Genomic DNA, 610 nt, shown 5'->3' with positions numbered 1-610 from the left:
ACGACAATATAGGACGGCCAATAGGTCTGTTTTTAGGAAAATAATTGTGGATATACTCTTGTTAATTCAAGCTGTCATCATGGGTATCGTTGAAGGCATTACTGAATTCTTACCCATTTCTAGCACGGGTTATTTAATTCTATCTGCCGATTTAATGAATTTTTGGACTAAAGATAAAGTCGATTTGTTTGTGGTGGTGGTACAGCTTGGTGCTATTTTGGCAGTCATTTATGACTATTGGGGTAGGCTGTGGCAAGCGTTGATGGGTCTGCTGACGGGCAAAGCTGACGGTATGAGTAACCCAAGACAGCTGGGGCTGAGCTTGATTGTCGCTACTGTTCCTGTGATGCTTGTAGGCTTTACTTTTGCTGATGAGATCAAAACCTACTTATTTAATCCTATTACTGTTGCTATCATGCTCATCATCGGTGGTCTGCTGATATTTTATGTTGAAAAACGTCCCAAAACGATCATTGCTCGTGAGGCCGAAGACGTCAGTCTAAAGACAGCGTTGATGATTGGTTTGTTTCAGTGTCTGGCGCTGATACCAGGTACATCACGTTCAGGTGCGACTATCATTGGTGCGCTCTGGCTTGGTGTTTCGCGTAAG

At 43.1% G+C, this 610-nt stretch carries 1 protein-coding gene; it reads left to right on the top strand.

The features are described 5' to 3' along the window. Positions 1 to 46: 46 nt before the first annotated feature. The coding region (locus tag ACS8FD_RS22290) for an undecaprenyl-diphosphate phosphatase (RefSeq protein ID WP_439277470.1) at positions 47 to 610 on the top strand (564 nt) is incomplete at its 3' end.

This window comes from Psychrobacter sp. 1U2, assembly GCF_051847575.1.
Note: the sequence above shows the minus strand (reverse complement) of the source record. Positions and strands in the feature narration are given on the sequence as shown.